Below are 6,765 nucleotides of genomic sequence, written 5' to 3' on the forward strand. Positions count from 1 at the left end.
TCGTAGACGCGATAGAAAGCACGATCGCGAAGGGCGGGAATGTCGTTATCCCTACCTTCGCAATGGAGCGGACTCAAGAGATCCTATACCATCTTAAAAAGGCGATTGAGGGGGGTGATCTACCTGCATCCTTGACGGTCTTTCTCGATAGCCCGATGGCAATCTCAGCGACCGAGATATTCAGGCGCCATTCCGAGGGCTTCAGTGTGGAACTTCGTGACAATATGCGAGCGGGAAAACATCCGTTTGACCTGCCGGGACTTCGTTTCACCCGACAGTCTGCAGATTCAATTGCGATCAACCGCATCAGAGGAGGTGCGATCATTATGGCGGGGTCCGGAATGTGCACCGGTGGCCGTATCAGACATCATCTTAAACACAATATTTGGCGTTCAGAGAGCAGTATTGTCTTTGTTGGCTTTGCCGCGCAGGGAACGCTGGCGCGCCAGATCGTCGATGGGGCAAAGCATGTCCGCATCTACGGAGAAAAAATTCAGGTAAAGGCGCAAATCTATACAATCAACGGATTTTCCGCACATGCCGACCAGCTTGAGTTGCTGGATTGGGTGTCTCACACGGGAAAACCCAAAACAGTTTTCCTGGTTCACGGGGACTACGACAAAGGAATGCCCGACATGAAAGAGGCACTGCAAAAAAAAGGGTTGTCGGTCGAGTGTCCGGCTCTTCATGACGAAGTTGGTCTGGCTTGAGCGGTTTTCATAAGAACCTGTTTTAGGGCAGGCGGGCTGGTTACCGATCGGGTGGCTAAAGTGCACTCGAACGTATGCTATTGCGACGAGGGAAGCGCGCCATGCTCCGGTTTCGCTCTAAGCTAAGTCTTTAGAACTTCTCCGCGGCGCTCCAAGCTGACCGGTGGCGTTTGGCTGCTACCTTTGGCTGCGGGCGTGATAAGAAGATCCCAAGAGGAAGTTGAGAAGGTGCTGACTGCTGGTCGTCGGTAAATCCTGGGCCCTACCGTGATGGCTCAGGCGCCCGCGACAGAATTGCGAGCGAGATAAAGGGCCGCCAGGCCGGGAGTCGCGATCTCAATGTACTCTGCCTCCGGGATGTTGACGCCTAGGCGCTCGTGAAGCGCGACGACAAGGTTCAGTATGTCCATGGAATCAAGTCCAAGGTCGTCCTGAATGTGATCGTCGTCGCCGACTGTGGCAGAATCAATATCTGGAGCGACACGTGTGAGTTCTTCGAGGAAGATAGCTCGGAAGTCCGTCTCAGTCATAGCTCCTCCGGGAGTTGCAAAAGCGTTTCAAAGGTGGTGATGAAGTGGGCGATCTGGCGGCCATCGGCGACCCGATGGTCTGCCGAGACGGAAATCGTCACGACGCGTCGTGGCACCACGGTCCCGTCAACTATCCAGGGCCTTGTTTGGGGTGCCCCGAGGCCGACGAGCGCAACCTGTGGGGGAAAGATGACGCCAAGCATCATTTCGGAACCGGTCTCGCCCAAAGCTGAGATCGTGAGCGTTCCTTCGGTCATTTCGGAGCTTCTGAGCCGTCCGGCACGTGCGCGGGTCACAAGGTCGCGCATCCCCGCCATCGTCTCGTCCAGCGTCATCGCAGGGGCATTCATCAGAGCCGGGGCCACGAGCCCGCCACCTCTGAGCGCCACAGCGATGCCTGGATTGACCGTATCCGACAGATGGAACCCATCGGCGGAGTAATGACCGTTTAGAACCTTTACCTTTTTTACCGCAAGCGCGACTGCCCGGACAAAAAGCGCACCGAGCAGGAGACGCTCTGCCGGGGTCCTATCTTCGTTGCGCGCGGTCAGCCAATCGACTGCAGGCTGAATATCGATGGTGTGCGACAGGTAGACATGTGGGATCGTCTGCTTGGAGCGGGTCATCGCAGCGGCGATTGCTTTGCGCATCTCTTGCATTGGCGAGCTGGCGGGCGATAACTTCGGTTCGCTCTGTGCGCCAGTCCCTGTGCCATCGATGTCCGACAGGACGATCACGCCCCCCGGACCACTTCCCTTGATCGATGCGAGATCGACCCCGAGTTCGCGGGCGCGGACCCGCGCGGCTGGAGAGGCCGCGGGTGCTCCCATGGAGACCGGAACTGTGGTCGGCGGGGGCGTCGTGGGCTCAGCCGGAGCATCGGGAGCAAAGGGCCTGTGCTCTGGAGCCGCTTCCGGTTTGCGCTCTGGTTCGGCGTCGGGCGGCGACGTCTCGCCCTCGGCTAAGATGATCGCCAGCGGCGCACCCACTGGCAGCTCCTCTCCAAGTTTCGCTTCGAGGCGGTACACAGTGCCCTCTTCGAAAATCTCGATCTCGATCGCGCCCTTCTGAGTTTCAATCACGGCAACCGCATCGCCGCGGTGCACCTTGTCGCCGGGCTGGACCAACCATTCAACTAGTGTCCCGGCCTCCATATCGGCCCCGAGGGATGGCATGCTGAAAACACCCATCTCAGCGCCCTATCACGGCTCTGGCGGCGGAGACGATCTTGTGGACCTGGGGTGTTGCGGCGTCCTCGAGGTGTTTTGGGTACGGAATAGGCACCTCTTCCGAGCAAACCCGTGCTACCGGGCCGTCAAGGGACCAAAACCCCTGCTCCATGATCCGGGCCATGATCTCGGCTGACAGCGAGCCAGAGCGCCAGCCCTCGTCTACGATCAACGCGCGGCGTGTCTTGGCGAGTGAGGTCAGGATGGTGGCATCGTCGAGTGGGCGGAGCGTTCGCAGGTCAATCACTTCAGCCGAAATGCCAGCTGCAGCAAGTTCATTTGCCGCTTCGAGCGTCTTAAAAAGGGAGCCGCCATAGGTGATGAGGCTCAAGTCCGTTCCTTCTCGCCGCACGGCAGCTTTCGAAATGTCCACCGGTCCGGCCGCTGCGTCGATCTGGTCGGTCATGTTGTAGAGCATTACATTTTCGAAAATGAGCACCGGGTCAGGATCCTGAAGCGCGGTCCAGAGCATACCGCGCGCATCCTCGACCGTTGCGGGGGTGAGGATCTTAAGTCCGGGTATATGAGCGTACCAGCCCTCAAGGCTATGTGAGTGCTGCGCTGCCAGTTGTTTGCCGGCACCCGTTGCCATGCGAATGACCAGTGGTACGCCAAACTGACCGCCGGACATATGCCGGATAGTGGCGGCTGTATTCATGATCTGATCGAGCGCGAGCAGACTGAAATTCACCGTCATCAGCTCGACAATCGGCCGCATACCGTTCGCGGCCGCGCCGATCCCCGCCCCTGTGAACCCGGATTCGGAAAGCGGCGTGTCGCGGATGCGATCTTCACCGAATTCGGCCATCAGACCCTTTGAAACGGCGTAACAACCGCCATAGGCACCGACGTCTTCACCCATCAGGAAGACACGCTCGTCGCGCTGCATCGCTTCGCGGATCGCCTGTTTGACCGCCTCGCGATAGGTGATCTTGACGGTTTCTCCCGACGGCGGGGTGCGTTCAAATTCCGGCGCCTTGCCCAAAACATGGGTGGTAAGGTGTTCCACCGGCTCCCATTTTCCGGCTTCGGCGAAGGCGACAGCCTCGTCGATTTCGTCAGATACCCGAGCTTCGATCGCGTCTACGTCTTCCTGATGGAGCAGTTTATTATCCAGAAGCCAATTCTGGAACCGCACGATTGGGCCCTTCTTGCGCCAAGCCTCGGCCTCGGTCTTGTCGCGGTAAAGCTGAGCGTCGAACATTGAATGCGCACGGAACCGGTACGTTTGACATTCGAGGAAAACCGGATCGCCGGTCTCGCGGATGCGCTGGATCGCCTTCCGGCTCGCGGCTTCAACCGCGACCACGTCCATCCCGTCCACCTGATGTGCCTCGATCCCATAGGCAGCGGCTTTCTTGTGAATGTCGGTTTCGGCTTCGGTCCGCGCGAGGGCCGAACCCATGGCGTAGCCGTTGTTCTCGCAGACGAAGAGGACCGGCAGGCCCCAAAGCTTGGCGAGGTTTAGCGTCTCATGGAACTCGCCCTCCGCCACCGCGCCCTCACCAAAGAAGCAGACGGTCACATGATTGTCGCCCCGCATTCGGTCAGCGAGCGCCAGTCCCCCGGCCAGCGGCAGCCCACCGCCCACGATGGCATTGCCGCCATAAAGGTTCGTCTCTGCGTCGAAGAGGTGCATCGACCCGCCGCGACCGCCGGAACAGCCTTCGACCTTGCCGTACATCTCGGCCAGAACCCTGTTCATCGAGACCCCTCGTACCAGTGCGTGGCCGTGTTCGCGGTAGGTGGCGACGATCTTGTCTTCGGGCCCGAGAACCGGGATGATCCCTGCTGCGATCGCTTCTTCTCCGTCATAGAGATGAAGGAATCCCCGAATCTTTTCCTCCGTATACATTTCGGCGCATTTATCCTCGAAACGCCGGATACGGATCATGTGCCCGAGAAGCGTCAAAACATGCGCTCGGTCGAGCTTCGGCTTGTCTGTCACAGTCATGTCTCGTCCGTCTCCAATGTGGAAATGTCGCCCTCGGGCAGTCCCAGTTCGCGCGCCTTCAAAAGCCGCCGCATGATCTTGCCCGAGCGCGTCTTGGGCAGCGTGTTCCGGAAGAGAATCTCGCGGGGCGCCACGGCGGGCCCAAGTTTCTTTCGGGCATGGCCGCGGATATCGCGCTCCAGATCGTCAGACCATTCGAAATCTGGATTGAGAGTGACATAGGCCTTCACCACCTCTCCGGCGGTCTCGTCGGGCACGCCGATCACGCCGGCTTCGGCAACGGCCGGGTGTTCGATAAGGGCACTTTCAACTTCGAACGGGCCGATTAGGTGACCAGAAGACTTGATGAGATCGTCCGCACGGCCAACGAACCAGAAATACCCGTCCTCGTCTCGCATTGCCAGATCGCCAGACAGGTACCAGCCATCAACAAAGCATTTGTCATAGCGCGCCTGCTCGTGGAGGTAGGAACGCATCATCGAAGGCCAACCGGGCCGGAGCGCCAGTTCGCCAATCTCCTTTGGCCCGAGGTCACTCAGTATCCCATCCTTGCGCGCGACAATCCCGGCCTCGATCCCGGGCATTGGTTTGCCCATGGAGCCCGGTCGCACTTCCATGTCTGGGAGGTTCGCGATCATGATCCCACCGGTCTCGGTCTGCCACCAGTTGTCGTGGAACGGTTGGCCAAAGACCTTCCCACTCCACACCACAGCTTCGGGATTCAGGGGCTCACCCACGCTCGCAAGGAACCTGAGAGAAGAAAAGTCGTAAGGTTTAGCGGCCTTCGCCCCAGCGCGCATCATCATCCGGATAGCAGTGGGCGCGGAATACCAAGACTCGACTTTTTCCCGTTGGATCGTGCCGTACCAGCGGTCTATGTCGAACTCTGCCTCGTCCACGATCATCGTCACTCGGTTCACCAGCGGCGAGATGATTCCGTAGGAGGTGCCGGTGACCCAGCCCGGATCGGCCGTGCACCAGTAGATTGTGCCTGGGGTCAGGCCCAAAGCCTTGCGGCCGGAAAAAGCGTGGTAGAGCACGGCATTGTGGACATGTACTGCACCCTTCGGTTTTCCGGTCGTGCCTGATGTGAAATGGATGAGTGCGGGGTCCTCGGGATTGGTCCGCACCGTCTCGAACTCCGGCGACGCCGCACGCAGCGCGGGGCCAAGCGCGACGCAGCCCTCAGGCGCCTCCTCTCCCGCTATCAGCACAAGTTCGAGTGAGGGAATTTCATGCCGCCAGGCAGCGATCTTGCGCTTGTAGATAGAGGCCGTGGTGACCAAGACCTTTGCCGATCCGATCTCCATCCGTGTCCGAATTGGCTCGGGCCCGAAGGCCGAGAAGAGCGGCGAGAATACGAGCCCCGCTTTCAGTGTGCCTAGGGCGCAAGCATAAAGCTCGGGCACCCGCCCCATCAACGCGAAAAGACTGTCGCCTTTCCCGAGGCCGTGGCTGGCCAGAACGTTCGAGAACTGAGCCGCCAGGCTAGCCATTTCTCTGTATGTAAGGTCGCGACTGCCCCCGGCCTTCCCGAGCCATCGCAGGGCCACCTGTTCCCCGTGGCCGGCGATCACGTGGCGGTCGAGCGCCTCGTGAGCCATGTTCAAAGCTCCGTCGAGGCCATCGATCATGCCCCGTGCCTCTGCCCAATTGTCGTCTTTCAAATTGCCCGCCAATCTATCAGAACCAGAAGATTCACCGGCGGGCGCGATCGCTCTGGTGTTGCTATCATGCATTGCGCAGCTCTCCTTTCTATTGTGATAAAATCGAATATTGCTGAGGCGCGCTATGACGCAGGTCAATTCATCGGGATTTCTATGGGAGTATAGGGGCAACGACGACTGCATTCCGGCTCGCAGCTGCGATGCGGGCACTGTCAGGCAAAACCGGCTTGGGGCGGGCAGGGCGGTTTCGTAACCTCACCCGATCACAAAACGTTCCCTTTTCGCTCTTTCAAGACGTTTCCGGAGCATCCGTCATGCGCAAGGGCTCTTTTCGACCCAGAAACGGTCGGCTTTGATCAAAACGACGCGCACTCCGCTGGCAGGCATTGCGGCAGCGCTGGTTCCCGCTATCCCGCCACCGATGACAATGATGCCGCGCTGGGTCATACGCTCTGAAATCCGTTCAACACACTTGTCAGGTTATCGCCCAGTTCGTCACACAAGTAACCGCCCTCCTGCACAAACAACGTCGGCACATTCAGGCCTGCAGGGGCAGCACCGATACGCGCAAACCCGGGCGTCGTTATGGCTAGCCCTTTGAAGGGGTCGGCTATGTAAGCGTCCAGCCCGAGAGCGATAACGACGGCATCTGCTCCGAAGGCGGCCATACGGCTC

At 59.4% G+C, this 6,765-nt stretch carries 5 protein-coding genes and 1 pseudogene; 1 reads left to right on the forward strand and 5 read right to left on the reverse strand.

The genetic code is table 11. The features are described from left to right. Positions 1-710: MBL fold metallo-hydrolase RNA specificity domain-containing protein (locus tag Q1B15_RS03500; RefSeq protein ID WP_299750219.1), on the forward strand; the 710-nt coding region annotated here is incomplete at its 5' end. A 275-nt stretch (positions 711-985) separates the two neighbouring features. Here the strand turns inward: Q1B15_RS03500 and Q1B15_RS03505 are convergent. From Q1B15_RS03505 to Q1B15_RS03525, 5 genes and pseudogenes are all read right to left on the reverse strand, one after another. Further along, positions 986-1,240 carry a phosphopantetheine-binding protein gene (locus Q1B15_RS03505; protein ID WP_299750222.1) on the reverse strand — a complete coding sequence of 85 codons (255 nt, stop codon included), beginning with the start codon at positions 1,238-1,240 and terminating at the stop codon, positions 986-988. Then, positions 1,237-2,430, reverse strand: a complete 1,194-nt coding sequence (locus Q1B15_RS03510; protein WP_299750225.1) for a dihydrolipoamide acetyltransferase family protein — start codon at positions 2,428-2,430, stop codon at positions 1,237-1,239. Before Q1B15_RS03510 ends, Q1B15_RS03505 begins: the two co-directional genes overlap by 4 nt. Position 2,431: 1 nt before the next feature. Next, on the reverse strand, positions 2,432-4,423 hold the full coding sequence (gene pdhA / locus Q1B15_RS03515) for a pyruvate dehydrogenase (acetyl-transferring) E1 component subunit alpha (RefSeq protein WP_299750228.1): 1,992 nt from the start codon (positions 4,421-4,423) through the stop codon (positions 2,432-2,434). Continuing rightward, a complete protein-coding gene (gene acsA / locus Q1B15_RS03520; protein WP_299750231.1) occupies positions 4,420-6,162 on the reverse strand; it encodes an acetate--CoA ligase in 1,743 nt (580 codons plus the stop codon). The genes pdhA and acsA overlap by 4 nt, the downstream gene beginning before the upstream one ends. A 371-nt stretch (positions 6,163-6,533) precedes the next feature. Continuing rightward, positions 6,534-6,765, reverse strand: a pseudogene (locus Q1B15_RS03525) (histone deacetylase family protein); the annotation flags it as partial.

The sequence above is a fragment of the uncultured Boseongicola sp. genome (assembly GCF_937988555.1).
Lineage (GTDB): Bacteria > Pseudomonadota > Alphaproteobacteria > Rhodobacterales > Rhodobacteraceae > Boseongicola.

What these genes read in the sequence shown, in the direction of transcription:
- Q1B15_RS03505 (WP_299750222.1), bottom strand. Translation starts at nt 1,240, where the DNA reads ATGACTGAGACGGACTTCCGAGCTATCTTCCTCGAAGAACTCACACGT.
- Q1B15_RS03510 (WP_299750225.1), bottom strand. Translation starts at nt 2,430, where the DNA reads ATGGGTGTTTTCAGCATGCCATCCCTCGGGGCCGATATGGAGGCCGGG.
- pdhA (WP_299750228.1), bottom strand. Translation starts at nt 4,423, where the DNA reads ATGACTGTGACAGACAAGCCGAAGCTCGACCGAGCGCATGTTTTGACG.
- acsA (WP_299750231.1), bottom strand. Translation starts at nt 6,162, where the DNA reads ATGCATGATAGCAACACCAGAGCGATCGCGCCCGCCGGTGAATCTTCT.